Origin of the sequence: Variovorax robiniae (assembly GCF_037889955.1) — a bacterium.
Lineage (GTDB): Bacteria > Pseudomonadota > Gammaproteobacteria > Burkholderiales > Burkholderiaceae_C > Variovorax > Variovorax robiniae.
Window position 1 is genome coordinate 47382 of record NZ_JBBKZS010000019.1, and the last position, 25863, is coordinate 73244.

Annotated in this window: 26 protein-coding genes; 24 read left to right on the forward strand and 2 right to left on the reverse strand. The window is 66.5% G+C overall.

The window, feature by feature from the left end:
• The first annotated feature begins 2 nt into the window (after nt 1–2).
• Together zapE and WKW79_RS29300 are read left to right on the forward strand one after the other, a co-directional pair.
• Nucleotides 3–1100: a cell division protein ZapE gene (gene zapE, locus WKW79_RS29295; RefSeq protein WP_340338757.1), complete on the forward strand. Its 1098-nt coding sequence runs from the start codon at nt 3–5 to the stop codon at nt 1098–1100.
• On the forward strand, nt 1097–1738 hold the full coding sequence (locus WKW79_RS29300) for a hypothetical protein (RefSeq protein WP_340338758.1): 642 nt from the start codon (nt 1097–1099) through the stop codon (nt 1736–1738). Before zapE ends, WKW79_RS29300 begins: the two co-directional genes overlap by 4 nt.
• 7 nt (nt 1739–1745) lie before the next feature.
• Here WKW79_RS29300 and WKW79_RS29305 read toward each other — a convergent pair whose 3' ends face one another.
• Nucleotides 1746–2543 carry a PP2C family protein-serine/threonine phosphatase gene (locus tag WKW79_RS29305; protein ID WP_340338759.1) on the reverse strand — a complete coding sequence of 266 codons (798 nt, stop codon included), beginning with the start codon at nt 2541–2543 and terminating at the stop codon, nt 1746–1748.
• A 110-nt stretch (nt 2544–2653) separates the two neighbouring features.
• On the opposite strand from WKW79_RS29305, the gene WKW79_RS29310 reads away from it, so the two are divergent.
• Both WKW79_RS29310 and WKW79_RS29315 read left to right on the forward strand, forming a co-directional pair.
• A complete protein-coding gene (locus WKW79_RS29310; protein ID WP_213953974.1) occupies nt 2654–2857 on the forward strand; it encodes a DUF465 domain-containing protein in 204 nt (67 codons plus the stop codon).
• Entirely contained in the window at nt 2857–4863 is a 2007-nt protein-coding gene (locus WKW79_RS29315) for a DNA repair helicase YoaA (RefSeq protein WP_340338760.1), read from the forward strand. Before WKW79_RS29310 ends, WKW79_RS29315 begins: the two co-directional genes overlap by 1 nt.
• Nucleotides 4864–4871: 8 nt before the next feature.
• Here the strand turns inward: WKW79_RS29315 and WKW79_RS29320 are convergent, their stop codons facing one another.
• Nucleotides 4872–5681 carry an outer membrane protein assembly factor BamD gene (locus WKW79_RS29320; protein WP_340338761.1) on the reverse strand — a complete coding sequence of 270 codons (810 nt, stop codon included), beginning with the start codon at nt 5679–5681 and terminating at the stop codon, nt 4872–4874.
• Between the two features lie 56 nt (nt 5682–5737).
• Between WKW79_RS29320 and WKW79_RS29325 the strand changes: the two genes are divergently transcribed.
• The 20 genes from WKW79_RS29325 (at nt 5738) to WKW79_RS29420 (ending at nt 25829) form a co-directional block, all read left to right on the forward strand.
• Nucleotides 5738–6724 (forward strand): RluA family pseudouridine synthase, encoded by a 987-nt coding sequence (locus WKW79_RS29325; RefSeq protein WP_340338762.1) that lies wholly within the window; start codon nt 5738–5740, stop codon nt 6722–6724.
• A gap of 135 nt (nt 6725–6859) precedes the next feature.
• Nucleotides 6860–7708: an SMC-Scp complex subunit ScpB gene (gene scpB / locus WKW79_RS29330; protein ID WP_340338763.1), complete on the forward strand. Its 849-nt coding sequence runs from the start codon at nt 6860–6862 to the stop codon at nt 7706–7708.
• Entirely contained in the window at nt 7705–9522 is a 1818-nt protein-coding gene (locus WKW79_RS29335; protein ID WP_340338764.1) for a pseudouridine synthase, read from the forward strand. Before scpB ends, WKW79_RS29335 begins: the two co-directional genes overlap by 4 nt.
• A 150-nt stretch (nt 9523–9672) precedes the next feature.
• A complete protein-coding gene (gene ndk / locus WKW79_RS29340) occupies nt 9673–10098 on the forward strand; it encodes a nucleoside-diphosphate kinase (protein ID WP_340338765.1) in 426 nt (141 codons plus the stop codon).
• Nucleotides 10099–10101: 3 nt separating this feature from the next.
• Entirely contained in the window at nt 10102–11271 is a 1170-nt protein-coding gene (rlmN, locus tag WKW79_RS29345) for a dual-specificity RNA methyltransferase RlmN (RefSeq protein ID WP_340338766.1), read from the forward strand.
• A complete protein-coding gene (locus tag WKW79_RS29350) occupies nt 11268–11420 on the forward strand; it encodes a hypothetical protein (protein WP_340338767.1) in 153 nt (50 codons plus the stop codon). Before rlmN ends, WKW79_RS29350 begins: the two co-directional genes overlap by 4 nt.
• A gap of 4 nt (nt 11421–11424) precedes the next feature.
• On the forward strand, nt 11425–12261 hold the full coding sequence (gene pilW / locus WKW79_RS29355; RefSeq protein WP_340338768.1) for a type IV pilus biogenesis/stability protein PilW: 837 nt from the start codon (nt 11425–11427) through the stop codon (nt 12259–12261).
• Nucleotides 12262–12322: 61 nt separating this feature from the next.
• A complete protein-coding gene (locus WKW79_RS29360; protein ID WP_340338769.1) occupies nt 12323–13144 on the forward strand; it encodes a helix-turn-helix domain-containing protein in 822 nt (273 codons plus the stop codon).
• 5 nt (nt 13145–13149) lie between these two features.
• Nucleotides 13150–14424, forward strand: a complete 1275-nt coding sequence (gene ispG, locus WKW79_RS29365) for a flavodoxin-dependent (E)-4-hydroxy-3-methylbut-2-enyl-diphosphate synthase (protein WP_340338817.1) — start codon at nt 13150–13152, stop codon at nt 14422–14424.
• A 14-nt stretch (nt 14425–14438) separates the two neighbouring features.
• Entirely contained in the window at nt 14439–15761 is a 1323-nt protein-coding gene (gene hisS, locus WKW79_RS29370; protein ID WP_340338770.1) for a histidine--tRNA ligase, read from the forward strand.
• A 5-nt stretch (nt 15762–15766) separates the two neighbouring features.
• Nucleotides 15767–16441, forward strand: coding sequence for a YfgM family protein (locus WKW79_RS29375; RefSeq protein WP_340338771.1), 675 nt, complete (start codon nt 15767–15769; stop codon nt 16439–16441).
• Nucleotides 16442–16448: 7 nt separating this feature from the next.
• Nucleotides 16449–17591, forward strand: coding sequence for an outer membrane protein assembly factor BamB (bamB, locus tag WKW79_RS29380; protein WP_340338772.1), 1143 nt, complete (start codon nt 16449–16451; stop codon nt 17589–17591).
• Nucleotides 17592–17644: 53 nt separating this feature from the next.
• Nucleotides 17645–18988, forward strand: coding sequence for a ribosome biogenesis GTPase Der (der, locus tag WKW79_RS29385; protein ID WP_340338773.1), 1344 nt, complete (start codon nt 17645–17647; stop codon nt 18986–18988).
• Between the two features lie 177 nt (nt 18989–19165).
• On the forward strand, nt 19166–19411 hold the full coding sequence (gene hfq / locus WKW79_RS29390) for an RNA chaperone Hfq (RefSeq protein WP_340338774.1): 246 nt from the start codon (nt 19166–19168) through the stop codon (nt 19409–19411).
• 61 nt (nt 19412–19472) lie between these two features.
• Nucleotides 19473–20645 carry a GTPase HflX gene (gene hflX, locus WKW79_RS29395; RefSeq protein WP_340338775.1) on the forward strand — a complete coding sequence of 391 codons (1173 nt, stop codon included), beginning with the start codon at nt 19473–19475 and terminating at the stop codon, nt 20643–20645.
• A 78-nt stretch (nt 20646–20723) separates the two neighbouring features.
• Nucleotides 20724–22100: an FtsH protease activity modulator HflK gene (gene hflK, locus WKW79_RS29400; RefSeq protein ID WP_340338818.1), complete on the forward strand. Its 1377-nt coding sequence runs from the start codon at nt 20724–20726 to the stop codon at nt 22098–22100.
• Between the two features lie 12 nt (nt 22101–22112).
• Nucleotides 22113–23039 (forward strand): protease modulator HflC, encoded by a 927-nt coding sequence (hflC, locus tag WKW79_RS29405; protein ID WP_340338776.1) that lies wholly within the window; start codon nt 22113–22115, stop codon nt 23037–23039.
• 15 nt (nt 23040–23054) lie between these two features.
• A complete protein-coding gene (locus tag WKW79_RS29410; protein ID WP_340338777.1) occupies nt 23055–23243 on the forward strand; it encodes a DUF2065 domain-containing protein in 189 nt (62 codons plus the stop codon).
• A 74-nt stretch (nt 23244–23317) separates the two neighbouring features.
• Nucleotides 23318–24472 (forward strand): ATP phosphoribosyltransferase regulatory subunit, encoded by a 1155-nt coding sequence (locus WKW79_RS29415; protein WP_340338778.1) that lies wholly within the window; start codon nt 23318–23320, stop codon nt 24470–24472.
• Nucleotides 24473–24497: 25 nt separating this feature from the next.
• The gene (locus WKW79_RS29420; RefSeq protein ID WP_340338779.1) at nt 24498–25829 is read left to right on the forward strand and encodes an adenylosuccinate synthase; all 1332 of its coding nucleotides are present in this window, start codon (nt 24498–24500) and stop codon (nt 25827–25829) included.
• The last annotated feature ends 34 nt before the right edge of the window (nt 25830–25863 follow it).

Genomic DNA, 25863 nt, shown 5'->3' on the forward strand with positions numbered 1-25863 from the left:
TCTTGAGCGTCCTCCAGGCCTACAAGTCGGAACTCGCCAAGCGCGGGTTCCAGAGCGACCCCGCGCAACTTCGCGCGGTGGAGGCGCTCGACCGCTGCGCGAGGGAGTGGGCCGACTACAAGGCCCAGCGCTCCAACGCCTTCAAGAAGCTCATCAACCGGCCCGACATCCCGCGCGGCGTGTACATGTACGGCGGCGTGGGCCGGGGCAAGAGCTTCCTGATGGACCTGTTCTTCAATGCGGTGCCGCTGCGTCGCAAGACGCGGCTGCACTTCCACGAGTTCATGCGCGAGGTCCATCGCGAACTGGCCGACCTGCAAGGCACGGTCAATCCGCTCGACGAACTGGGCCTGCGCATCTCCAGGCGCTACAAGCTCATCTGCTTCGACGAGTTCCATGTCGCCGACATCACCGACGCGATGATCCTGCATCGCCTGCTGAAGTCGCTGTTCGACAACGGGGTGGGCTTCGTCACCACCTCCAATTTCAAGCCGGACGATCTCTATCCGAACGGCCTGCATCGCGACCGCATCCTGCCGGCCATCGCGCTGCTCAACGAGAAGCTTGAAGTGCTCAGCGTCGACAACGGCACCGACTACCGGCGCCGCACGCTCGAGCAACTTCGCATGTACCTCACGCCCAACGGCGCGGACGCCGACAAGGAAATGCGCGAGGCTTTCGAGCGCCTGGCCGAGTCGGTGGACGAGAAGCCCATCCTGCACATCGAGGCGCGCGAGATCCACGCCCGGCGCCTGGCTGGCGGCGTGGTCTGGTTCGACTTCAAGACCTTGTGCGGCGGCCCACGCTCGCAGAACGACTACCTGGAAATCGCCTCGCAATTCCATACCGTGTTGCTGTCCGACGTGCCGCAGATGGGTGTCAATCGCGCCTCGGAAGCGCGCCGTTTCACCTGGCTGGTCGACGTGTTCTACGATCGCCGCGTGAAGCTCATCATGTCGGCCCAGGTTCCGCCCGAGGCGTTGTACACCGAAGGCCCGCTGGCCCATGAGTTCCCGCGGACCGTCTCCCGCCTCAACGAAATGCAATCGGCCGAATTCCTCGCCCTCGAGCGTCGCACGGTCGACACCCGCCTCACATGAAGAAACTTGCGCTTTCGCTGTTGTTGGCCGTACTGGCCGGGTCTGCCGGGGCCCAGGACAGTGGTGGCGCCTCGGGCAGGCTCGATCCGGCGGCCGAGCACGCGCGCATCGCGTCGGAGCGCCAGGCACTGCAACAGCGCGTCAACACCGAGCGCGCCGCCTGCTACCAGAAGTTCGCCGTCGAGGATTGCCTGAGCGACAGCCGCAAGCGGGCACGGGTGGTCAGCGACGACCTCAAGCGGCAGGAGGCGGCGCTCAACGACATCGAGCGCAAGCGCCGCGCCGCGATCGAAACGCAGAAGCTCCAGGACAACGCCGCCGAGAAGCGGGCGAAAGACCAGGCCGCCGAACGCGAGCGTGCCGTCGAAGCGCAAAAGGAACGCGAGCAACGTGCGGCGGATCATGCCGCCAGCCGCGAAGCTGCGACCGCCCAGGAAGCACAGAACCAGCGCTCCTTCACCGACAAGCAGCAGCGCAATGCCAGGGAGCAAGCCAGTCGCCAGCGCGAGCAGGCCCAGGCGCCGGCCAACGTGAAGGCCAACCAGGAGCGGCTGGACAAGGCGGCAAAGCATCGCGCCGACGTCGAAAGGCGCAACGCCGAGCGCGACAAGCCGCGCGGGGCACCCTTGCCGCCCTGACGCGGAATCAGTGCTGGCTCGGTTCGCCCGCGTTCTTCGGTTCGCGCGGCAGGGATTCGAACTTGAGCACCGCGATCGAGATGTTGTCGCCCGTGCCTATCGCCCGCGTGCGTGCTTCCTCGACCAGCAGTTCCACCGCGGATCGCGGCGATTGCTCGTGCAGCACGGCCCCCATTTCCTCCGGGCTGAAGTAATGCCAGAGCCCGTCGCTGCAAGCCATCAACAGATCGCCTGGCTTGAGCCTGGCGATATGGTGCGTGTCGATCGGCGGTGGCGAAGTCGTCATGCCCAGGCAGCCGATCAGGATGTTGCCTTGCGGGTGGATGTTGGCTTCGTCGTCGGTCAGTTCGCCCCGGTCGACCAGCGCCTGCACATAGGAATGATCGCGCGTCCGCAGCACCATGCGGCCGCGCTGGAAATGGTAGATGCGCGAGTCGCCCGCGTGGATCCAGACACACTCGCCATTTGGGTTGACCAGGAACGCGGCCACCGTGCTGTGCGGCTCGCTCTCGCTCGACAAGGCGGTCAGCTTGATGACAGTGTGCGAATCGTTGACGATGCGGCGCAGCAGGTCGTGCATGTCGTCGATGGCCGGCGAGAAGCGGGTGAACAGCTGCTTCGCCGTCATCAGCACCTGGTCGGAGGCCTTGCGCCCGCCGCTGCGTCCGCCCATGCCATCGGCCACGAGGCCCAGCACGCAGCCCTTGACGCGGGGATGTTCGATCAGGAGGACCTGATCCTGTTGGTAGGGGCGGTCTCCCTTGTGGAGACCCGTGGCAGCTGCTATCCGAAAGCCTCGACTCATGCGCGCGTTGTGCGCCTGAGGCGCGGTCCATGTGTTGTTCGTCTGACGAAGACTCGACGTATTATCAAGTGAACAAGTGTGTCGCCCGTATGCGGTCGAACCCCATCCCGTTGGACTCCAATCTTCACTCCCTCTCGCGCCAGTTGATCGAGCTGCGCATCGAACACGCCGACCTCGACGCCTCCATCGACCGGCTGGCGGAAGCGTCGCCGCAAGACGAATTGCTGCTGCGCCGCCTCAAGAAGCGCCGCCTCGCCCTGCGTGACCAGATCGAGCGGCTGGTGCGGCAGATCGACCCGGCCGAGCCCGCTTGATGTCGAGCGAGGGGGATCTCGTCGCGCGGACGCGCGAAGCCTTCGCGCAGGAGGGCGCGTTGTCGCAGGCCGCCGACCAGTTCTGCGAGCGCGGTGGCCAGACCGACATGGCGTTGGCCGTGGCGCGGACCATCGAGGACGGCGGCCAACTGGTGGTCGAGGCCGGCACCGGTGTCGGCAAGACCTTCTCGTACCTCGTGCCCGCGCTGCTGAGTGGCGAGCGGGTGCTGCTGTCGACGGCGACCAAGACGCTGCAGGACCAACTCTTCGGCCGCGACCTTCCACGCCTCGTCGAGGCATTGGGCCTTCCGGTACGCACCGCGCTTCTGAAGGGCCGTGCCAGCTACCTCTGCCTGCACCGGCTTGAACTGGCGCGCCATGACTCGGGGCCGGACCGTGCCTCGGCACGTACGCTGGCCAAGATCGAGCAATGGTCCAAGGCCACCCGCACCGGCGACCTCGCCGAACTGCCAGGCCTCGATGAACGCTCGCCCCTGATCCCGCTCGTCACCTCGACCCGCGAGAACTGCCTCGGGGCGCAATGCCCGCAGTTCCGGCCCTGTCATGTCAACGCGGCCCGGCGCGAGGCGCTGGCGGCGGACGTGGTGGTGATCAACCACCATTTGTTCTTCGCCGACCTGGCCGTACGCGAGTCGGGCATGGCCGAGTTGCTGCCGACGGTGCGCGTCGTGGTGTTCGACGAGGCGCACCAGCTCAACGAGACCGGCGTGCAGTTCCTCGGCGTGCAGATCGGCACGGCGCAGGCGCTCGACTTCGCACGCGACGTGCTGGCCGCGGGGCTGCAGCATGCGCGCGGCCTGGTCGATTGGACCCTGGTCGCAGCCACGGTCGAACGCGCAGCGCGCGAGCTTCGGCTGGTCGTCGGCAAGCAGTGGCCCGGCGCCAAGCTGCGCTGGCTGGACGCGGCCCCCGAAGGCATCGAGCCCGAGGGCTGGCAGCGCGCGCTCGAGGCGCTGCAGGAATGCTTCGAGCAGGCCGCCGAGGCCATCGACACGGTCAGCGAGATGGCGCCCGACTTCATTCGCTTGCACGAACGCGCCACCCAGCTTGCCCAGCGCGCTGCCCGCTTCGCCCTGGCATGTCCGCCGGAGTCCGTGCGCTGGGTCGACGTGGGCCAGCAATTGCGCCTGATCGAGTCGCCGCTGGACATTGCCGAAGCGGTACAGACGCGCGTGCTGAAGGCGGACAAGGCCGATCCCGAAGCCATCGGGCGAGCCTGGGTCTTCACTTCCGCCACGCTCGGCGACGATGCCCGGCTGCGCTGGTTCACCGAGCCCTGCGGCCTGGGCGAGGCGGAGGTGCTTCGCGTTGCCAGCCCGTTCGACTATGCGGCGCAGGCGGCGTTGTACGTGCCGCGCCAGTTTCCCAAGCCCAACGATCCCGGCCATAGCGCCGCGGTCGCGCAACTGGCTGCGCGGGGCGCCACGGTGCTGGGCGGGCGCACGCTGGTGCTCACCACCACGCTGCGGGCGCTGCGCACCATCGGTGAGGCCATGCGCCAGCACTTTGAGCACACCGAAGCCGAGCTGCGGCCTGAGGTGCTGGTGCAAGGCGAACTGCCCAAGCGCGTGCTCATGGACCGCTTCCGCGAGGGTGCGGATGGCGGTCGGGCCGGCTGCGTGCTGGTCGCGTCCGCGTCGTTCTGGGAAGGCTTCGATGCGCCGGGTGACGTCCTGCAACTGGTGGTGATCGACAAGCTGCCGTTCCCGCCACCGAACGACCCGCTGGTGGAGGCACGCTCGCGCCGCCTGGAAGGGCAGGGTCGCAGTTCCTTCAACGATTACTTCCTGCCCGAGGCTGGCGTGGCCCTCAAGCAGGGCGCAGGCCGACTGATCCGCCGCGAGACGGATCGCGGCCTGCTGGTGATCTGCGACACCCGCCTGGTGGCGATGGGCTACGGCAAGCGCCTGCTGGCCGCCTTGCCGCCCATGCGGCGGGTGGAAGACGAGGTTGCCTTCGATTCAGCGCTTGCCGAACTGGTGTAGCGAGGCGATTACCAGAGCTTCCACCAGGGATCGTCCTTGCCCCGGAAGCCCTTGGCCACGAACTGGCTGTTCGGGTAGTTCTGCGTCAGCACGCGTTGCGTGTCGTCACGCAACTGGGTCAGGCCCAATTGGTCATACGACCGCACCATGATGTACAGCGCTTCTTCCAGCGCCGGCACTTCGCGGTAATCGGCCAGCGCGATCTGCGCCCGGTTGATGGCGGCGAGGTAGGCGCCGCGCGAGTAGTAGTAGCGCGCCACGTGAACTTCATACTGCGCGAGCGAGTTCACGATGTAGTTCATGCGCGCCCGGGCGTCGGGCGCGTAGCGGGAATCCGGAAAGCGGGTGACCAGTTCCTTGAAGGCCTCGAACGACTCCTTGGCCGCGCGCTGGTCGCGCTCGGACAGGTCCTGCCGCGTCATCCACGAGAACATGCCCAGGTCGTCGTTGAAGTTGACCACGCCCTTCATGTAGAGCGCATAGTCCATGGCCGGGCTGGCCGGATGCAGCTTCATGAAGCGGTCGAGCGTGGCGATGGCATTGGGCTTTTCGCCGGCCTTGTACTGGGCGTAGGCCTTGTCGAGCTGAGCCTGCTGGGCCAGCGGCGTGCCGGCGGCGCGGCCTTCGAGCTTCTCGAACAGCGGCACGGCCTTTTCGTAGGCGCCGGAATCGGCCTCGTCCTTGGCTTCCGCGTAGATCTTGTTGGGGCTCCAGTTCGCCGTCTTGTCTTCCTCAGTCGTCGAGCAGCCGGCGATCAGCCCTGCCGCGGCAAGAGCCACCATCCAACCGGGGACCGCCGATAATTTGGCGCGAAACATCACATGAAGCTTTCGTGAAACAGGAGCCTTCAATTATATCGACCGACCCTTTGTACATGACCCTGACGGCAGGAGAGTCGGACGAGGCCGCCGACCTTGCCGACGCCAGCGAAACCCGCGCCTTCACCATTGGCGTGGCCCAGCACGGCCAGCGGCTCGACCGGGCCCTGGCCGTCCTGGTGCCAGAGTTCTCGCGCAGCTACCTGCAACAGTTGATCGAGGCCGGCGCGGTTCGCCTGCAGGGTGGGCGGGCGGCGACCAAGCCGTCCATGACCGTGCATGCGGGCGAGGTCGGCGAGATCGAACTCAAGCCCACGCCCCAGAGCCAGGCCTTCCGGCCCGAGCCGATGGACCTGCGCGTGGTGCATGAGGACGACCAACTGCGCGTGATCGACAAGCCCGCCGGGCTGGTGGTCCATCCCGCGCCGGGACATTGGAGCGGCACGCTGCTGAATGGCCTGCTCGCCCTTGACCCGAAGGCGGTCTTGCTGCCGCGCGCCGGCATCGTCCACCGGCTCGACCGCGACACCAGCGGCCTCATGGTGGTCGCGCGCACCCGCGCCACGATGGACGCCCTGGTGGCCCTGATCGCCGCCCGCGAAGTCACCCGGCAATACATCGCCATGGCCCACCGGCCCTGGGAAGGCGCCGCGGCGCGCCATGTGGACGCGCCGATCGGGCGCGATCCGCGCAACCGCCTGCGCATGGCCGTGGTCGACCTGGAGCGCCATGCCGGCAAGACGGCGCGCACGCTGATCGAGCGGCTCGACAGCGGCGACAAGGGTTGTATCGTCCGTTGCACGCTGGAAACCGGGCGCACGCACCAGATCCGCGTGCACATGGCCTCGATCGGCCATCCGCTGGTGGGCGATGCCACCTACGGCGGCTTGCCGGCCGCCGGCGTCACGCGGCAGGCGCTGCACGCGTATCGGCTCGCCTTCGAGCATCCGGTGACGAAGGCCGCCATGACCTTTCACTCGCCATTGCCGCCCGATCTGGCGGCCGGCGCGCAGGAATGGGGGCTGGACTACAATCGCGCCTGACGGCCTGCGGGCCGCGCCAGCCACCCGGAGCCGGCCCTGCGTTGCACCTGCCCATGTGCCTGCGACGCCCCACCTGACCCAGATCCCACTGAACGCGCGCCCACGGGGCGCCTTGTCCCGGACACAACGCGAACCATGAACACGGCGGATGCCAAGCGCATTCTGGAAACGGCCTTGATCTGTTCAGCCCAGCCGCTGCAGGTCCGCGAGCTTCGCGTCCTCTTCGACGACGAACTCGGTGCCGACACCATCAAGTCCCTGCTGCACGACCTGCAACTGGACTGGGCGCAGCGTGGGCTCGAACTGGTGAGCGTCGGCAGCGGCTGGCGCTTCCAGAGCCGCCCCGAACTGCGCGACCACCTGGACCGCCTGCACCCTGAAAAGCCGCCGCGCTACACCCGCGCCGCGCTCGAGACGCTGGCCATCATTGCCTACCGCCAGCCCGTCACGCGCGGCGACATGGAAGACATCCGCGGCGTGACCATCAATTCGCAGATCCTCAAGCAGCTTGAGGATCGCAGTTGGGTGGAGGTCATCGGCCACCGCGAGACCGTCGGGCGTCCTGCCCTCTACGCGACCACGCGCCAGTTCCTGGATGACCTCGGCATCGCTTCGTTGGATCAGTTGCCGTTGATCGAATCGCCGGCCCAGCAGGGCGCGCTTGTCGATGCGCTGGCCACCGTGGCCGCGGCGGATGCCGTGCAGCCCGACCTGCCGATGGACGGCCCGGCGACGGATCCCAATGGCGTCGATGAACTCGCGCCTGCGATCGTCGAAGCCGACAGCGCGGTCGAGTCGCCGGCCGCGCCAGTCGCCAAGGCCGAAGCCGAAGCCGAAGCCAATGGTGCGACCGATCCGGACATGCCGCCGCTCTCCGAGGCCGACGACCTGGCCAGCACTCCCCTCGACCCCACCCCGTCCGACCCCGATACCGATCGCAACCCGGCCGACCTGACGCCTGCCCCTTCCGGAACCCCATCATGAGCCCCACTGATCCCGACGCGTTGATCTTGCCGGTCGAGCCTGTTGCTGAAGACAAGGCGGCTGCGGCGCCCGTCGCCCCCGTGCAGGATGCCGATGCTCCCGAGGGCAGCCCCGCCGCGCCCCGCAAGCGCCGCCCGCGCACCCGCAAGGCTGCCGTGCAGGAGGTGCAAGACGCACCGGCGGAGGCGAACCAATCAACTGATCCAGTGACCCCCGAGGCGCCCCCCGAATTGGCTCCACAGGCCGCGCCTGTCGCGCAGGACGCGCCGGCCCCAGTGGCCGAGCAGGCTTCAGGAGCCCTGGCGGTTGCCGAGGCCCAACCGGTTGTCCAAGCCGAGGCCGTCAGGCCGGCCGAACCCGTTGCGCAAGCCGAACCTGTCGCGCAGGCCGAACCGGCTCCGCAAGCCGAGGTCGCCCAGTCCGACGAGTCGGATGACGACTACGACGACGAGGAAGACGAACCCGACGAGGAAGAAGACGACCTCGACCGCGCCCGCCGTGCCGCAGAGCGCGAGCAGCGCAATGCGCCGCCGCCCCAGCCGATCCGCTTTGCCGACGTGGTTTCCGGCCAGTTCGATGCCGACGAAGAGAGCCCGGAAGTGCCCGCCCTCAAGCGCGTGCTGCTCCCCGAAGCCGATTCGCCCAAGCTGCACAAGGTGCTGGCCCAGGCCGGCCTCGGCTCCCGCCTGGAGATGGAAGCCTTGATCCTTCAAGGCCGCATTTCCGTCAACAACGAGCCCGCCCACATCGGCCAGCGCATCCAGTACGGCGACCAGGTCAAGGTCAACGGCAAGCCGATCCGCTACCGCATCGCACCGCCGCCGGCCCGCGTCATCGCGTACCACAAGCCCGTCGGCGAAGTGGTCACGCATGACGATCCGCAGAACCGTCCCACCGTGTTCCGCAAGCTGCCGCGCCTGCAACAAGGCAAGTGGCAATCGGTCGGCCGGCTCGACCTCAACACCGAAGGCCTGCTGCTCTTCACGAGCTCCGGCGAACTGGCCAACAACCTGATGCATCCACGCTTCGGCCTGGAGCGCGAATATGCCGTGCGTGTGCTCGGCGCCATCAGCAAGGAAGAGCGCCAGAAGCTGCTCGACGGCGTGCGCCTCGACGACGGGATGGCCCAGTTCGGCAGCATCGAGGATGGTGGCGGCGAAGGCTCCAACTGCTGGTATCGCGTGACCATTTCCGAAGGCCGCAACCGCGAGGTGCGCCGGCTGTTCGAATCGGTCGGCCATGCGGTCAGCCGGCTCATCCGGATCCGCTACGGCGCGATGGTGCTGCCGCGCGGCCTCAAGCGTGGCGCCTGGATGGAACTCGACGAGCGCGACATCCGCGGCCTGTTCCAGGCGGCCGGCGGTGTCGCAGAGCGCGGCCCGCGTCCGCAGCAGGCACGTGGCCCGGGTGGTGGGCCCGGTGGCGAAGGTGGCGGCCGCAACAAGCGCCGTCGCGGCAAGGGCGGCAAGGGTCCGGCAGGTCCGCGCGACGACATGCGCGGGCAACCCAACAACATTCCGAACCCGCTCGGCGATGGCCGCGGACCCCGGGGCAATCGCGGCAACGCGGGCGGCCCGGGCCAAGGCCAAGGGCAGGGCGGGCAGCGTCGTGGTGGTGGTGGTGGCGGCGCCCCGCGTGGACGCGGCGACGGCCCGCCGACCGGCGCCAACCAGCCGGATCCGATGAAGACCTCGCTCGGCTACATCGGCGCGGACAGTTTCTCCCGCCAACGCAAGGAACAACGCCAGGGCCCCCGTCGCGGTGGCCCGGGCGGCGGTTCCGGCGGTGGCGGCCAGCGTCGTCGCGGACGCTGATTTCAGCCGACCGGCGGCGGTCTTTGATCGGTCCGTCACAGGACCCCTGGTTCGCCCCGGTTAAAATCAAAAGCTTTGTCAAGCCAGTGCAACCCTTTGCTGCACGCTTGATCGAACATTTCAAAAATCCTAATCTCAGGAAGCATCTCAATGGCCATCGAACGCACCCTCTCCATCATCAAGCCCGACGCCGTCGCCAAGAACGTCATCGGCAAGATCGTCTCCCGCTTTGAAGCCGCCGGCCTCAAGATGGTCGCCGGCAAGCTGGTGCACCTGTCGCGCAGCGAAGCCGAGCAGTTCTATGCTGTGCACAGCGCACGTCCCTTCTTCAAGGACCTCGTCGAGTTCATGATCTCGGGCCCGGTGTTCGTGCAAGTGCTCGAAGGCGAGGACGCCATCGTCAAGAACCGCGACCTGATGGGCGCGACCGACCCCAAGAAGGCAGCCGCCGGCACCATCCGCGCCGACTTCGCCGACAGCATCGACGCCAACGCCGTGCACGGCTCCGACGCACCCGAAACCGCGAAGGGCGAAATCGCCTTCTTCTTCGCGGGTCTCAACGTCTACCAGCGCTGATCCATGACCACGGCCAACCTGCTCGAATTCGACCTCGAGGGGCTGGCCGCGTTCTGCGAAAAGCTCGGCGAGAAGAAATTCCGCGCCACGCAGCTGTTCCGCTGGATCCACCAGCGCGGCGCGAGCGAGTTCGGCCAGATGACCGACCTGGCCAAGTCGCTGCGCGAGAAGCTCGCCGGCACCGCGCGTGTCGAGGCGCTCAAGGTGCTCTCGCAGCATGAATCCGCCGACGGCACCATCAAGTGGCTGTTCGACGTCGGCGATGGCAACGCGGTCGAGGCCGTGTTCATTCCCGAGGACGATCGTGGCACGCTCTGCGTGTCCTCGCAGGCCGGCTGCGCCGTGGGCTGCCGCTTCTGCTCGACGGGCCACCAGGGCTTCAGCCGCAACCTGACGACCGGCGAGATCATTGCCCAGCTCTGGTTTGCCGAGCACTTCCTGCGCAAGCACCTGAAGCGCAGCGAACGCGTCATCTCCAACGTGGTGATGATGGGCATGGGCGAGCCCTTGCAGAACTATTCCGCGCTGGTCCCGGCCTTGCGCACGATGCTCGACGACAACGCCTATGGCCTGTCGCGCCGTCGCGTGACGGTGTCGACCTCCGGCGTGGTGCCGATGATGGACCGGCTCGGCCAGGATTGCCCGGTCGCCTTGGCCGTGTCGCTGCATGCGCCCAACGATCCGTTGCGCGACGACCTGGTGCCGCTCAACAAGAAATACCCGATCGAAGAACTGCTCGACGCCTGCCGCCGCTACCTGGCACACGCGCCGCGCGACTTCATCACCTTCGAATACTGCATGCTGGATGGCGTCAATGACCAGCCCGAGCATGCGAAGCAACTCATCGAGCTTGTGAAGGGCGCGCACGGCGTCTCCTGCAAGTTCAACCTGATCCCGTTCAATCCGTTCCCGGCCTCGGGCCTGCTGCGTTCGCCGCAGCCGCGCGTGCTGGCGTTTGCGAAGCTGTTGAGCGAGGCCGGCATCGTCACCACCGTGCGCAAGACGCGCGGGGACGACATCGATGCGGCCTGCGGGCAACTGGCCGGCGATGTGAAGGACCGCACGCGCGCCGCCGAGCGGATGGCGCAGCGTCGTCTTGCGGAGCATCCCGTGACGGTGCATCGGGCATCACGCGTCGCAGCCAAGCCGGGCGTCCAGGAGCTTGAGCCTTGAAACAACACCTGACAGCGCATCTCGAGTCGATGTGGCTTTGCCGTCACGACTTGATGCCCCGCGAGGAGCGGGGCCAGATCGTCAACGACAATCCCCGGCCATCCGATCACGGCGCCATCGGGCGCATCCATCTGTCGTTTCAAGGTTGAATTCATGAGCAAAGTCTTTCCGGGCCGGTGGGTACTAGCCCCGTTGTTCGCGGCCGCCGTGGTGACGCTGGCCGGCTGTGCGAACAAGGGCATGCCGGGCATGCCGGCGGCTTCCACGACGACGGCCGCCAGCGGCGCCGAACTCACAACCGAATCCGACGAGGGCAAGGCTCGCAAGCGTGCGCGCACCCGCCTCGAACTGGCCGTCAGCTATTTCGAGGCCGGCCAGACGACGACGGCGCTGGATGAGATCAAGCAATCGCTGGCGGCGGACCCGAACTACGCCGAGGCCTACAACCTGCGCGGCCTGGTCTACATGCGCCTGGACGATCCCGGCCTGGCCGAGGACAGCTTCCGGCGCGCCATCGCGATCAATCCGCGCGACGCCAACACCATGCATAACTACGGTTGGCTGCTGTGCCAGCAGAATCGGTACAAGGATGCGATGACGCAGTTCAACGCTGCGCTGGCGGTCCCCGGCTACGCCGACGCGTCCAAGACGCTGATGACGGAAGGCCTGTGCCAGATTCGCGCCGGCCAGAACGCCGATGCCGAGAAGACCTTGATGAAGGCCTACGAATTCGATGCGGCCAATCCCGTCATCGGCTACAACCTCGCGGCGCTGCTGGCCAAGCGCGAGGACTGGACCCGCGCGCAGTTCTATGTGCGTCGCGTCAACAACGGTCCGGCGGCCAATGCTGAAACGCTGTGGCTGGGCGTGAAGGTGGAGCGCAAGCTGAACAATCGCGAAGCCGTGAGCCAGTTGGGCGGCCAGTTGCAGAGTCGGTTCCCGCAGTCGCGGGAAGCCATTGCGTATGAGCGCGGAAATTTCAATGATTGAACGGGCGAGTCAGTTTGGTACCACGGCCGCCGTGCCGCTGGCAGGAGGAGACAGTGCGTTGATGACCGCCGGCGCGATGCTGCGGCAGGCGCGCGAGGCGCATGGCCTGGACATTGCCGTGGTCGCGGCTGCGCTCAAGGTGCCGGTGCAAAAGCTGGAGGCCCTGGAAGACGACAACATCGACGCATTGCCCGACCCGGTGTTCGCGCGCGCGCTGGCCGCGAGCGTCTGTCGCGCTCTCAAGGTCGATCCTGCGCCGGTACTGGCCAAGATACCCGGCGCCAAGCGGCCGGGCCTGGCCGATGCCGACCGCACCATGAGTTCGAACATCCGCTCCGGCGCGCCGCGCCAGGGCGGCGTGGGTGGCATGTCGATGCCCTCGCGCGCCTTGATGGTGGTGGTGGGCTTGCTGCTGGTGGGCGCCGCCCTGATGTTCTGGATTCCGCAATCGGCATTCGACAAGCTGAGCGCGGCAGTTTCGAACATGACCGGGCGGTCTGAAACGGCGGTGGTCGAAGCCCCGGCTGCGCCCGCTGGCACGGTGGTCGAATCCGTTGCGCCCAGTGCGCCTGCAGCGGAACCGACGCCGCCGGTGCCTGCGGTGGTTGCCCCCGTTCCCGCACCGACGCCGGCGCCGCCTGCGGACTTGGTGGTTTTCACGGCCAAGGGCGATTCGTGGATCACCGTGACGGAAGCCGGGGGCAAGGATTTGCTGCGCCGTACCGTCAAGGCCGGTGAAACGGTGGGCGTGTCGGGCACTCCGCCCTTGAAGGTGATCGTCGGGCGCGCTTCGCAGGTCGACGTGCAGGTGCGCGGCAAGCCCTTCGACACCACGCCGCTGGCCAAGGCGGGCGGCGTTGCAAGATTCGAGGTCAAGCCGTGAATGATCTGATCGTCCCTCCCTGCCTGCCGATCGAACCGGCATCGCCCAGGGCGCGCCGCACGCGCCAGGCCAGCGTGGTGTGGGGGCCGCGCACTGTCACCGTGGGCGGCGACGCGCCGGTGCGCGTGCAGTCGATGACCAACACCGACACGGTCGATGCCATCGGCACCGCGATCCAGGTCAAGGAACTGGCGCTGGCCGGCTCCGAGATGGTGCGCATCACCGTCAACACGCCCGAGGCCGCGGAGCAGGTGCCCTACATCCGCGAGCAACTCGACCGCATGGGCATCGACGTGCCGCTGATCGGCGACTTCCACTACAACGGCCATCGCCTGCTGACCGACTATCCGGCCTGTGCCGAGGCGCTCAGCAAGTACCGCATCAACCCCGGCAACGTGGGCAAGGGCGACAAGAAGGACAAGCAGTTCGGCCAGATGATCGAGGCCGCGATGCGCTGGAACAAGCCGGTGCGCATCGGCGTGAACTGGGGCAGCCTGGACCAGGAACTGCTCGCCAGCCTGATGGACACCAACAGCCAGCGCGCCGAGCCCTGGGATGCGAAGTCGGTGATGTACGAGGCGCTGGTCACCTCGGCCATCGATTCGGCGAAGCTGGCCGAGTCGATGGGCATGAACGGCAACCAGATCATCCTGAGCTGCAAGGTGAGTGGCGTGCAGGACCTGATCTCGGTCTACCGCGAACTCGCGAAGCGCTGCGACTACACGCTGCACCTCGGCCTGACCGAAGCCGGCATGGGCACCAAGGGCACAGTGGCTTCGGCCACGGCGCTGTCGATCCTCTTGCAGGAAGGCATCGGCGACACCATCCGCGTGTCGCTCACACCGCAGCCGGGCGAGGCGCGCACGCAAGAGGTGCTGATCGCCAACGAGATCCTGCAGGCCCTCGGCCTGCGCGTCTTCGTGCCCAGCGTCACGGCCTGCCCCGGCTGCGGCCGCACCACCAGCACCACCTTCCAGGAACTGGCCAAGCAGATCGACGACTACCTGCGCCAGCAGATGCCGGTCTGGCGCAACAAGTACCCCGGCGTCGAGAACATGAAGGTGGCCGTCATGGGCTGCATCGTGAACGGCCCCGGCGAGAGCAAGCATGCCGACATCGGCATCAGCCTGCCCGGCACCGGCGAGTCGCCCGCAGCGCCCGTCTTCATCGATGGCCAGAAGGCGCTCACGCTGCGCGGCGACAACATCGCGAACGAGTTCCACCAGCTCGTCGAAAACTACATCGAAAAGCGCTTCGGCCAGCCGGCCGTCGCCGCCTGATTTTCCAGGGACCCATGGCTGAAAAATTGAGTGCCGTCAAAGGCATGAACGACATATTGCCGGGCAGCGTGACCCGCAAGGACAAGCTGCCCGATTCCCAGCTCTGGCTGTGGTTCGAGAACACGCTGCGCTCGGTGCTGGGCCGCTACGGCTACCAGTACATGCTGACGCCCATCGTCGAACCCACGGCGCTGTTCGTGCGCGGTCTCGGCGAAGTGACGGACATCGTGGAGAAGGAGATGTATTCCTTCACCGATTCAATGAACGGCGACAAGCTCACGCTGCGCCCGGAAGCCACCGCCGGCATCGTGCGTGCGATGGTCGAGCACAACGCGCTCTACAACGGCCCGCTACGGTTGTGGACGATTGGGCCCATGTTCCGCCATGAACGCCCGCAGAAGGGCCGCTACCGCCAGTTCAACCAGCTCGACGTCGAGGCGCTCGGCTTTGCCGGACCGGATGTCGATGCAGAACTGATCCTGCTGGTGCGCCGCCTCTGGAAGGAGCTGGGGCTCATCGAAGGCGAGCACGTCCGCCTGGAACTGAACAGCCTGGGCCAGCCGGCCGAGCGCGCGGCCCATCGCGCCGCGCTGGTGGCCTACTTCGAGGCGAATGCTGACCAGCTCGACGAAGACTCGAAGCGTCGCCTGCTGACCAACCCGCTGCGCATCCTCGACAGCAAGAACCCTGCAATGCAGGCGCTGATCGAAGCCGCGCCGGTGCTGATGAGCTTCCTCGGCGAAGAGAGCCTGGCGCACTTCAACGCCGTGCGCGCGGTGCTCGACGAAGCCGGCCTGGCCTATCGCGTCAATACGCGCCTGGTGCGCGGCATGGACTACTACAACCTCACCGTGTTCGAGTGGGTGACGGACCAGCTCGGCTCGCAAGGCACGGTCTGCGGCGGCGGGCGCTACGACGGCCTGTTCGAGCAGCTGGGCGGCAAGCCGACACCGGCCGTGGGCTTCGGCCTCGGCGTCGAGCGCTTGCTGTTGCTCATCGATGCGCTGGGCTTGCCGGTGCCTTCGGCCGCGCCGCAGGTCTATGCGGTGGTGCCCGACCTGGCGCTGAGCCCCAAGGTTCAAGTGACCCTGGAAGCCCTGCGCTCCGCTGGCGTCAGCGTGCAGATGCATGCGGGCGGCGGCAGCCTCAAGTCGCAACTCAAGAAGGCGGACGCCAGCGGCGCACAGCACGCACTGATCTTCGGCGGCGATGAACTGGCCCGCGGCGAAGTCGCGGTCAAGTCGCTGCGCGACGGCGATGGCGCCCAGGTGGCGCGCAAGCTCTCCGAGGTGGCCCAGTGGGCCGCCACCCTACAATCCCCGGCTTCCTCACATTGATCCGCATGGCACAACCTCTAGACCTCCAGGAACAGGAACAACTCGACCAGATCAAGCATTTCTGGAAGACCTGGGGCAACCTCATCACTTCCGTGCTGCTCGTGGCCGCGCTCGCATTTGCCGGCTGGAACGGCTGGCAGTACTACCAGCGCAACCAGGCGGCACAGGCCGCCGCGTTGTACGACACGCTCGAGCGCAATGTCGAGGCGGGCGACCCGGCCCTCATCGAGCGCACGCTCGGCGAGATGAAGGACCGCTTCGGTTCCACGCCCTATGCCCAGCAAGCCGGCTTGCTCGCCGCCAAGGCCTTGCACGACAAGGGCAATGCCGAGGCCTCGCGCGCCGCGCTGGCCTGGGTGGCCGAGAAGGCCGCCGACCCCGGCTACCAGGCCGTGGCACGCTTGCGCCTCGCCGCCGAACTGCTCGACAGCAAGTCCTATGACGATGCACTGAAGCAACTCGGCGGCACCTTCCCCAAGGAATACGAGCCGCTCGTTGCGGACCGCAAGGGCGACATCTACATGGCCCAGGGCAAGCGCGACGAGGCCCGTGCCGAATACCAGAAGGCATGGACCGCGCTGGAGCCGCGCAACGACTACCGGCGCATGGTCGAGATCAAGCTCAATGCGGTCGGTGTCGACACGCAATCCCTGAAGCCTGCAGCCCCCAAACAATCCTGATCGCAACATGAATCTCAAGCGTCTCCTGCCTGCAGCACCCGTTCTTCGCACCGGTTTGGTGATGGTCCTGGTCGCGGCTTTGGCGGCATGCTCCAGCACGAGCAAGCCCAAGCCGCCGGAACTGCCTGCCAACGTGGTGGTGCTCGGCGTGCGCCAGGCTTGGAACGTGAAGATCCCGCAGGTCGCCTTCCCGTTGCAGACCAACGTCAGCGGCGACATGGTCACGGTGGCCGGCACCGATGGCACGGTGGTAGGCATCGATGCGCGCACCGGTACCGAGGCCTGGCGCGGCAGCGCAGGCGCACCGCTGACGGCCGGCGTCGGCAGCGACGGTTCGATGGCGGCCGTGGTGACCAACAAGAATGAACTTGTCGTGCTGGAACGCGGCAAGGTCCTCTGGCGCGAGACACTCGCGGCGGAGACGTTCACCGCGCCGTTGGTGGCAGGGCGACGCGTCTTCGTGCAGACGGCCGACCGTGCCACCAGCGCCTATGACGGTGCCAGCGGCCGCCGCCTCTGGATCCAGCAACGCACGCCGGAAGCCCTGGTGCTGAAGAAGCCCGGCGTGCTGCTCGCGGTCGGTGACACGCTGGTGAGCGGGGTGGGCGGTCGCCTGGTCGGCATGAATCCCGCCAATGGATCCTCGCGCTGGGAAGCCCCCATCGCAGCGCCTCGCGGCACCAACGACGTCGAGCGATTGGTCGACCTGACCGGCAGCGTCAGCCGCGTGGGCGACAGCATCTGCGCGCGGGCCTACTACGTCAACATCGGCTGCGTCGATGCGGCACGCGGCGGCTTGCTGTGGAGCAAGCCCGCGGTCAGCGCTGAAGGTGTCAGCGGCGACGCGCAGTTCGTCGTCGGCACCGAGTCCGACGGCAACCTGGTCGCATGGCGCCGCGCCGATGGCGAACGCGCCTGGCAGTCGGACCGCCTCAAGTACCGTGACCTCACCGCACCGCTGGTCGTCGGCCGCTCGATCGTGATCGGTGACCGCGCAGGCCTGCTGCACTTCGTCTCGCGCGAAGATGGCGCGCCGCTCAATCGCCTCACGCCGGATGGTTCGGCCATCGCCGCCACGCCGGTGGTCGCCGCCAACACGGTGGTCGTCGTCACGCGCAACGGTGGCGTGTTTGGCTACCGTCCTGAATAACCAATCCATTTTGAAAGACCGACCTTGAAGCCAGCAGTGATGAGGGCCCGGCCATGAAGCCGGTACTGGCGCTGGTCGGACGGCCCAACGTCGGCAAGTCGACGCTGTTCAACCGCTTGACCCAGACCCGCGACGCGATCGTTGCCGATTTCGCCGGGCTCACGCGCGACCGCCACTACGGCAACGGTCGCCTGGGCAAGCACGAGTTCATCGTGATCGACACCGGCGGTTTCGAGCCCGACGCGGGCAGCGGCATCTTCAAGGAGATGGCCAAGCAGACGCGGCAGGCCGTGGCCGAGGCCGATGTGGTCATCTTCGTGGTCGATGCGCGCGAAGGCCTCTCGGCGCAGGACCATGACATCGCCCGCGAACTGCGCCGCCTCGGCAAGCCGACCGTGCTCGTGGCCAACAAGGCCGAAGGCATGCACGACGGCACCAAGCTGGTCGACTTCTACGAACTCGGCCTCGGTGACGTGCATGGCGTCTCCGCGGCGCACGGACAGGGCATGCGTGACCTGGTCGAGCTGGCGCTGGAGCCTCTGAACCTGGCCGAGCCGGAAGATGAGGAAGATGACGGCGAGGCCAAGCCCATCAAGCTGGCGGTGGCCGGGCGCCCGAACGTCGGGAAGTCGACGCTGATCAACACCTGGCTCGGGGAAGAACGCCTCGTGGCATTCGACATGCCCGGCACCACGCGCGATGCCATCTCGGTGCCCTTCGAGCGCAATGGCCAGCGTTTCGAGCTGATCGACACGGCCGGGCTGCGGCGCAAGGGCAAGGTGTTCCAGGCGATCGAGAAGTTCTCGGTGGTCAAGACGCTGCAAGCCATCGAGTCATCGAACGTCGTGCTGCTGCTGCTGGATGCGACGCAGGGCGTGACGGACCAGGACGCGCACATCGCCGGGTACATCCTCGAATCGGGCCGCGCCGTGGTCATCGCCATCAACAAATGGGACGCGGTCGACAGCTACCAGCGCGAACAGATCCAGCGGCAGATCGAAACCCGACTGCCGTTCCTGAAGTTCGCTGCGCTGCACTTCATCTCGGCGATCAAGCGGCAGGGCCTGGGCCCGGTCTGGCAGTCGATCGCGCAGGCGCACAAGTCGGCCACGCGCAAGATGTCCACGCCGGTGCTGACGCGCCTGCTGCTGGAGGCGGTGCAGTTTCAGGCACCGCAGCGTGCGGGTATGTTCAGGCCCAAGATGCGTTATGCCCACCAGGGCGGCATGAACCCGCCGGTGATCGTGATCCATGGCAACTCGCTGGAGCACGTCACGGACGCGTACAAACGTTTCCTGGAAGCCAGGTTTCGCAAGGAGTTTGACTTGGTCGGGACACCCATGCGAATCGAGTTCAAGACCTCGACCAATCCGTACGCTGACAAGCCCGGGCAGTGAATCTCCGTATTGGTGCGTTTTTGACTGCTAAAGACAACAGTTCGGTTGTCCTGAGGCAAAAGTTCGGTCGGATAGAAGAAGTTATTTTTTCAGGGCATTGGCAACCGTCGCTGCGACGCGGAAACGCTGTGTTAAGGTCGTTGCTTCTATAACTCTTCCTTGAACACGGAGAATATCGTGAGCAACAAAGGGCAACTTTTGCAAGACCCGTTCCTGAATACTTTGCGTCGGGAGCATGTGCCGGTTTCCATCTATCTGGTGAATGGCATCAAGCTGCAGGGTCAGATCGAGTCTTTCGATCAGTACGTCGTTCTGCTGCGCAACACTGTTACTCAAATGGTGTACAAGCATGCGATTTCCACGATCGTTCCGGGCCGCGCGGTGAACTTCTCGGCCGCCGAGAGCGACGACTCGGGTTCTTGAGCGTTACCTCCGGCGCGGCGGCCCGCTCGTCGCGCCTTTCCCCTGATTGGTACGGTTCCGTTTGTCTGAACTGAATTCAACCCAGGAAGGCGCCGCCGTTCTCGTCGGCGTCGACTTCGGTTTGCCTCATTTCGACAGCGGACTGGAGGAACTCGGCTTGCTCGCGCAAACAGCGGGCCTCCAGCCTGTGGCGCGCGTGGTGTGCAAACGCAAGGCGCCCGACGCCGCCCTGTTCGTGGGCAGCGGCAAGGCGGCCGAAATCAAGGAACTGGCCTTGATGCATCGCGCGAGCGAGGTCATCTTCGACCAGGCCCTGAGTCCGGCGCAGCAGCGCAACCTCGAGCGAACGCTCGATCTCGCGGTATACGACCGGACTTTCCTGATTCTGGAAATCTTCGCACAGCGCGCCCGCTCGCACGAAGGCAAGTTGCAGGTCGAGCTCGCGCGCCTGCAATACCTCAGTACACGACTCGTTCGCCGCTGGTCCCACCTGGAGCGCCAGACCGGTGGTGCAGGGGTGCGCGGCGGTCCGGGTGAAAAGCAGATCGAACTTGACCGCCGCATGATCAGCGAGTCGATCAAGCGCACGCGCGAGCGTCTGGCCAAGGTGCAGAAGCAGCGCGGCACGCAGCGCCGGCAGCGCGAGCGGCGCGAGACCTTCAACATTTCGCTGGTCGGCTACACCAATGCCGGCAAGTCCTCGCTCTTCAATGCGCTGGTCAAGGCGCGCGCCTACGCGGCCGACCAGTTGTTCGCAACGCTCGACACCACCACCCGCAATCTGTACCTCGGCGATGCGCGGCGGCAGGTTTCCATTTCCGACACGGTGGGCTTCATCCGTGCACTGCCGCACGGGTTGGTCGATGCCTTCAAGGCGACCTTGCAGGAAGCCGTCGATGCGGACCTGCTGCTGCACGTCGTCGATGCGTCGAATCCGCATCATCCGGAGCAGATGGCCGAGGTGCAAAGCGTGCTCGCGGAAATCGGTGCGGGCCACATTCCGCAGCTTCTGGTGTTCAACAAGCTCGATGCCCTTGAAAGTGGGCAACTGCCGCTGCATCTGCAGGACGAAATCGAGGTCGACGGGGTCCAGGTCTCACGCATCTTCGTCAGCGCCCATTCAGGACAGGGGCTGCCGGCGCTGCGGGCTGAACTGGCCTTGCGTTCCGGCTCCGCGAGCGCGGTGGCCATGACCTTAGACGCCGGCGCTGAATTGCACGATGCAGCAAGCTGATTGGGCACAATCCCGCCTCTGACGAGATAACAAGCAAAACGAATGAATGCAAAGCCAGTGTGGAGTCGACTTCAGGGCATGTTCAACCTGAACGACGGTCGATGGGGACGGGGCGATGAGCCCTCGTCCAATGGGGAGCAGCGACCGTCCGGCAACCGGCCCGACAGCGAACCACCCGCAACGCCACCCCCGCCACCGCCGCCGCGGCCCAATCCGCCGCGCGGGCAGGGTCCGAACCAGGGACCGCCCGACCTCGACGAACTGTGGCGCGATTTCAACCGCAAGCTCGGCGGCCTGTTTGGCGGTGGTCGCGGCGGCAACATGCAGCGTCCCAACGGCGGCGGCAATGGGGGCGGCAACGGCGGCGGTTTCAAGCCCGACATGAAGAACGCGGGCTTCGGCCTGGGTCTGGTCGCCGCAGTGGCGGTGCTGATCTGGCTCGGCACCGGCTTCTTCATCGTGAACGAAGGCCAGCAGGCCGTGATCACCCAGTTCGGCAGCTACAAGAGCACCGTGGGTGCGGGCTTCAACTGGCGTCTTCCTTATCCGATCCAGCGCCACGAGATCGTGGTCGTGACGCAGATCCGCTCCGCCGACGTGGGGCGCGACAGCATCGTGCGTTCCACGGGCCTGCGCGAGTCGGCGATGCTGACCGAGGACGAGAACATCGTCGAGATCAAGTTCGCCGTGCAGTACCGCCTGAGCGACGCGCGGCAGTACCTGTTCGAGAGCAAGTCGCCGGTTGAGACCGTGGTGCAGGTGGCCGAGACCGCGGTGCGTGAAGTCGTCGGCAAGATGAAGATGGACAAGGCCCTCGCCGAGGAGCGCGACCAGATCGCGCCCCGCGTGCGCACGCTGATGCAAACCATCCTCGACCGCTACAAGGTCGGCGTGGAAGTCGTCGGCATCAACCTGCAGCAGGGCGGCGTCCGTCCGCCGGAGCAGGTGCAGGCTGCGTTCGACGATGTGCTGAAGGCCGGCCAGGAGCGCGAGCGCGCCAAGAACGAGGCGCAGGCCTATGCCAACGACGTGATCCCCAAGGCGACCGGTACCGCGTCCCGCCTGAAGGAAGAATCCGAGGCGTACAAGGCGCGCATCGTGGCGCAGGCCCAGGGTGATGCCGGGCGCTTCAGCCAGGTGCTGGCCGAATACCAGAAGGCGCCGCAAGTCACGCGCGACCGCATGTACATCGACGCCATGCAGCAGATCTACGCGAGCACCACCAAGGTGCTGATCGATTCCAGGCAGGGCTCCAATTTGCTCTACCTGCCGCTCGACAAGCTCATGCAGATGAGTGCACAAGCCGGCGCCGCCGTGGCGACGCCCTCCGACGCGGCCAGCCCCAATGTGGCCGGTACCGCGCCGTCCCAGTCCTCGGTGATTCCGGTGGCACCGATAACGGGGCCCGAATCGCGCGCCCGTGAAGGCCGTTCGCGCGATCGCGACGCCCGCTGAGGAAACGTTGAAATGAACAGAATCGGATTTATCGCAACGTCGATCCTGGTGGCGCTCGCGCTGCTGAGTTCCACGCTCTTCGTCGTCGACCAACGCCAGTTCGGCGTGGTCTACCAGCTCGGCCAGATCAAGAACGTGATCACCGAGCCCGGCCTCAACTTCAAGATGCCGCCACCGTTCCAGAACGTGTCGTACATCGACAAGCGCCTGCTGATGCTGTCGAGCGTGGACACCGAGCCGATGCTCACGGCCGAGAAGCAGCGCGTGGTGATCGACTGGTATGTGCGCTGGCGCATTTCCAACCCGTCGGAGTACATCCGCAACGTGGGCCTGGACGAGAACGCCGGTGCGATGCAGTTGAATCGCGTGGTGCGCAATGCGTTCCAGGAGAACATCAACAAGTACACCGTGCGCCAGTTGATCTCCTCCAACCGCGAAGAGCTCATGACCAATGTGCAGCGCGAGGTGCTGGGCGTGGTGAAGGGCGCGAAGCCCTGGGGCGTGGACGTGGTCGACGTGCGCATCACGCGCGTGGACTATGTGGAGGCCATCACCGAGTCGGTCTACCGTCGAATGGAAGCCGAGCGCAAGCGCGTCGCCAACGAGTTGCGTTCCACTGGTTTTGCCGAGGGCGAGAAGATCCGCGCCGATGCCGACCGCCAGCGCGAAGTGACGGTGGCCAATGCCTACCGCGACGCGCAGAAGATCAAGGGCGATGGCGACGCGCAGGCTGCCGGCATCTATGCCGATGCCTTCGGCCGCGATCCGCAGTTCGCGCAGTTCTACCGCAGCCTCGATGCCTACAAGCAGAGCTTCAACAAGAAGAACGACGTGATGGTGGTGGACCCGGCATCGAGCGACTTCTTCCGCGCGATGCGTGGTGCTGGCGCCGGCGCGGGTTCTGCTGCGGCCGCCGTGCCGCCGGCCGCGCGCCGCTAGCAAGGAAACGGCGCGGTGAGCTCCGACGTCTTCTGGAGCGCCCTGGCCCTGGTGCTGGTGATCGAGGGCGCGATGCCCTTCCTGTCGCCGGGCACCTGGCGCAAGGGCTTCATCCAGTTGCTGCAATTGCGCGACGGGCAGCTCCGGTTCTTCGGGCTTTGCAGCATCCTGCTCGGCGTACTGCTGCTTTGGGTTGCAAACTGAACCCGTGAAGGCGCTCGGCGGGCGCCTGCCGCGGGGCCGGTAGAATTCACGTTTAACCCCCGCCTCACTTTCCCATGTCCGCCTGGGTCCTCCCGGATCACATTGCCGATGTGCTGCCTTCCGAAGCGCGCCACATCGAAGAACTTCGTCGCCAGTTGCTCGACACGGCCCGTGGCTATGGCTACGAGCTGGTCATGCCGCCGATGCTCGAGCACCTCGAATCCCTGCTCTCGGGCACGGGCGAGGCGCTCGGCCTCCAGACCTTCAAGCTGGTCGACCAGCTCTCCGGTCGCAGCATGGGCCTGCGTGCCGACACCACGCCGCAGGTCGCGCGCATCGACGCGCACCTGCTCAACCGCCAGGGCGTTGCACGCCTCTGCTACTGCGGCCCGGTCGTCCATGTGCGGCCGGATCGCCCGCATGCCACGCGCGAACCGTTGCAGTTCGGCGCGGAGATCTATGGGCATGCCGGCCTGGAAGCCGACACCGAAGTCCTCGTGCTCGCCCTCGATTGCCTGCACGCGGCCGGCATCCAGGGCAAGGTGCTGGTCGACATGGCCGATGCACGCATCGTGCGCGCGCTGTTCGCCGGCGTGCCGGTCGATGGGGGCGTGCTGGCCCGCGTGCATGCGGCGCTGGCCACCAAGGACGCCAGCGAACTGCGCAGCCTGACGCGGGACTTCTCTGCGGCCTCACGCGATGGCCTGCTGGCGCTGGTGCAGTTGTACGGCGACGCGAAGGTGCTCGACGAGGCCGAGCGCGCCTTGCCCGCCACGCCCGCCGTGCGGCAGGCGCTGGCCGACCTGCGCCAGCTTGGCCGCCAGCTCGGCAGCGGCGCCAACGTGAGCTTCGACTTGTCCGACCTGCGCGGCTACGCCTACTACAGCGGCATGCGCTTCGGCATTTACGTCAATGGCGCGGCCGATGCGCTGGTGCGCGGCGGGCGGTACGACGAAGTCGGCGCGGTGTTCGGGCGCAACCGTCCGGCCGTCGGCTTCAGCCTTGACCTGCGCGAGCTGGTCGAGGTGCTGCCCGCGCGTCCGTTGCGCGCGGCAGTGCGTGCGCCGTGGAGCGATGCCTCAGGCCTGCGCGATGCCATTGCCGCGCTGCGCCGCAGCGGCGAAACCGTGGTCTGCGTGCTGCCGGGCCACGAGAGCGAAATCGACGAATTCCACTGTGACCGCGAGCTCGTCGAGCAGGGCGGGCAGTGGACAGTGCAAACCATCTGAATCTGTTTTTGAGAAGCGAGTAGACATGAGCGTTACCACCGGAAGAAACGTGGTCGTCGTCGGCACCCAGTGGGGCGACGAGGGCAAGGGCAAGCTGGTCGACTGGTTGACCGAGAGCGCCCAGGGCGTGGTTCGCTTCCAGGGCGGCCACAACGCGGGCCACACGCTGGTCATCAACGGCGTGAAGACCGCGCTGCACTTGATCCCGAGCGGCATCATGCGCCCCGGCGTCAAGTGCTACATCGGCAACGGCGTGGTGCTGTCCGCGGCCAAGCTGTTCGAGGAAATCGAAGGGCTGGAGAAGGTCGGCGTCGAGGTGCGTTCGCGCCTGCGCATCAGCGAGGCCTGCCCGCTGATCCTGCCGTTCCATTCCGCGCTCGACATCGCGCGCGAGGCCTATCGCGAGAAGGGCGGCATCGAGAAGATCGGCACCACCGGCCGCGGCATCGGCCCGGCCTATGAAGACAAGATCGCGCGCCGCGCGCTGCGCGTGCAGGACCTGAAGCATCCCGAGCGTTTCGCGGCCAAGCTGCGCGTGTGCCTGGACCTGCACAACCATGTGCTGGTGGAAGTGCTGGGCGCGCCGGCGGTCGACTTCGACACGGTGTTCAACGAGGCGATGAAGCATGCCGAACTGCTCAAGCCCATGATGGCCGACGTGTCGCGCGAACTGAACGATGCCAACAAGAACGGCGCCAACCTGCTGTTCGAAGGCGCGCAGGGCACGCTGCTCGACGTGGACCATGGCACCTACCCGTACGTCACTTCCAGCAACTGCGTCGCCGGCAACGCGGCCGCGGGCTCGGGCGTGGGTCCGGGCATGCTGCACTACATCTTGGGCATCACCAAGGCCTATTGCACGCGCGTCGGCGGCGGTCCGTTCCCGACCGAGCTCGACTGGGCCACGCCCGGCACGCCCGGCTACCACATGAGCACCGTGGGCGCGGAGAAGGGCGTCACCACCGGCCGCAGCCGTCGTTGCGGCTGGTTCGACGCGGCGCTGCTGAAGCGCTCGGCGCAGGTCAACGGACTGTCGGGCCTGTGCATCACCAAGCTCGACGTGCTCGACGGCCTCGAGAAATTGGAGCTCTGCACCGGTTACACGCTCGACGGCGAAGTGACGGACATCCTGCCGATGGGCGCCGACGAGATCGAGCGCTGCACACCGATCTACGAAACGCTGGAAGGCTGGAGCGACAGCACCGTCGGCGTGACGCAGTACGACAAGCTGCCGGTGAACGCGCGCCTCTATCTGCAGCGCATCGAGCAAGTGACCGGCGTGCCGATCCATATGGTGTCGACCAGCCCGGACCGCGACCACACGATCATGATGCGGCACCCGTACCTGGCCGACTGATCATCCCTTTTTTCCCCACGACCTCAAAACATCC

Bases quoted from the DNA above. Each gene is read 5' to 3' on its own strand.
- WKW79_RS29300 (WP_340338758.1), top strand. From the start codon at position 1,097: ATGAAGAAACTTGCGCTTTCGCTGTTGTTGGCCGTACTGGCCGGGTCT.
- WKW79_RS29305 (WP_340338759.1), bottom strand. From the start codon at position 2,543: ATGAGTCGAGGCTTTCGGATAGCAGCTGCCACGGGTCTCCACAAGGGA.
- WKW79_RS29315 (WP_340338760.1), top strand. From the start codon at position 2,857: ATGTCGAGCGAGGGGGATCTCGTCGCGCGGACGCGCGAAGCCTTCGCG.
- WKW79_RS29320 (WP_340338761.1), bottom strand. From the start codon at position 5,681: ATGTTTCGCGCCAAATTATCGGCGGTCCCCGGTTGGATGGTGGCTCTT.
- WKW79_RS29325 (WP_340338762.1), top strand. From the start codon at position 5,738: ATGACCCTGACGGCAGGAGAGTCGGACGAGGCCGCCGACCTTGCCGAC.
- scpB (WP_340338763.1), top strand. From the start codon at position 6,860: ATGAACACGGCGGATGCCAAGCGCATTCTGGAAACGGCCTTGATCTGT.
- WKW79_RS29335 (WP_340338764.1), top strand. From the start codon at position 7,705: ATGAGCCCCACTGATCCCGACGCGTTGATCTTGCCGGTCGAGCCTGTT.
- ndk (WP_340338765.1), top strand. From the start codon at position 9,673: ATGGCCATCGAACGCACCCTCTCCATCATCAAGCCCGACGCCGTCGCC.
- rlmN (WP_340338766.1), top strand. From the start codon at position 10,102: ATGACCACGGCCAACCTGCTCGAATTCGACCTCGAGGGGCTGGCCGCG.
- pilW (WP_340338768.1), top strand. From the start codon at position 11,425: ATGAGCAAAGTCTTTCCGGGCCGGTGGGTACTAGCCCCGTTGTTCGCG.
- WKW79_RS29360 (WP_340338769.1), top strand. From the start codon at position 12,323: ATGACCGCCGGCGCGATGCTGCGGCAGGCGCGCGAGGCGCATGGCCTG.
- hisS (WP_340338770.1), top strand. From the start codon at position 14,439: ATGGCTGAAAAATTGAGTGCCGTCAAAGGCATGAACGACATATTGCCG.
- WKW79_RS29375 (WP_340338771.1), top strand. From the start codon at position 15,767: ATGGCACAACCTCTAGACCTCCAGGAACAGGAACAACTCGACCAGATC.
- bamB (WP_340338772.1), top strand. From the start codon at position 16,449: ATGAATCTCAAGCGTCTCCTGCCTGCAGCACCCGTTCTTCGCACCGGT.
- der (WP_340338773.1), top strand. From the start codon at position 17,645: ATGAAGCCGGTACTGGCGCTGGTCGGACGGCCCAACGTCGGCAAGTCG.
- hflK (WP_340338818.1), top strand. From the start codon at position 20,724: ATGTTCAACCTGAACGACGGTCGATGGGGACGGGGCGATGAGCCCTCG.
- hflC (WP_340338776.1), top strand. From the start codon at position 22,113: ATGAACAGAATCGGATTTATCGCAACGTCGATCCTGGTGGCGCTCGCG.
- WKW79_RS29415 (WP_340338778.1), top strand. From the start codon at position 23,318: ATGTCCGCCTGGGTCCTCCCGGATCACATTGCCGATGTGCTGCCTTCC.
- WKW79_RS29420 (WP_340338779.1), top strand. From the start codon at position 24,498: ATGAGCGTTACCACCGGAAGAAACGTGGTCGTCGTCGGCACCCAGTGG.